Origin of the sequence: Streptomyces africanus, assembly GCF_002150735.1 — a bacterium.
GTDB lineage: Bacteria > Actinomycetota > Actinomycetes > Streptomycetales > Streptomycetaceae > Streptomyces > Streptomyces africanus.
Window position 1 is genome coordinate 1 of record NZ_MUKA01000107.1, and the last position, 658, is coordinate 658.

The 658-nt window shown below is 73.4% G+C and carries 2 protein-coding genes; both read right to left on the minus strand.

Annotated features, from left to right (window positions below; genetic code table 11):
- Nucleotides 1-14 precede the first annotated feature (14 nt).
- Entirely contained in the window at nt 15-131 is a 117-nt protein-coding gene (locus CCL05_RS47150; RefSeq protein WP_086012488.1) for an SGM_5486 family transporter-associated protein, read from the minus strand.
- Nucleotides 132-200: 69 nt separating this feature from the next.
- The coding region (locus CCL05_RS16080; protein WP_143589896.1) for an MFS transporter at nt 201-658 on the minus strand (458 nt) is incomplete at its 5' end.

The following is a 658-nucleotide window of genomic DNA, read 5'->3' on the forward strand; positions in this document are numbered from 1 at the left end:
GGGGCGGGGGCCGGTCACGGCGAGGCGATGGTCGCGATGACGCCGATGATGATGAAGATCGCGAAGAAGGCGCCGAACACGAGCAGCATCTTCTTCTGACCGTGCTGGGGATTCGGGTCGAGCACTGGCATGGGGCAAGTCTCGCACCCGCCGCGGGCCCCGGGCGCCCCGGGGGTGAGATCAACGGCTCCGGGGCGGGCTCAGCGGCCCGCCTCCTCCTCCACCGTGCGGTCCCGGCCCGCCAGGAATCCGACCGCCATCTGCGGGATCATCAGGGCGCTCATCAGCGCGATCGGCAGGCCCCAGCCGCCGCTGTGCTGGTAGAGGACGCCCACCAGGAGCGGCCCCGGAATGGAGATCAGATAGCCGGTGCTCTGCGCGAACGCCGACAGCTGGGCCACGCCCGGGCCGGTCCGGGCCCGCATGCCGACCAGGGTGAGGGCGAGCGGGAAGGCACAGTTGGCGACGCCGAGCAGCAGGGCCCAGGCCCAGGCTCCGGCGGCCGGCGCGAGGTACAGCCCGGCGTAGCCGGCGAGGCCGCAGACGCCCAGGGCGAGCACGATCGGGCCCTGGTGCGGCAGCCGCGTGGCCAGGCGCGGTATGACGAAGGCCAGGGGCACGCCCATCACCATGGTGACCGCGAGCAGCAGCCCCGCGG

Bases quoted from the DNA above. Each gene is read 5' to 3' on its own strand.
- CCL05_RS47150 (WP_086012488.1), bottom strand. From the start codon at position 131: ATGCCAGTGCTCGACCCGAATCCCCAGCACGGTCAGAAGAAGATGCTG.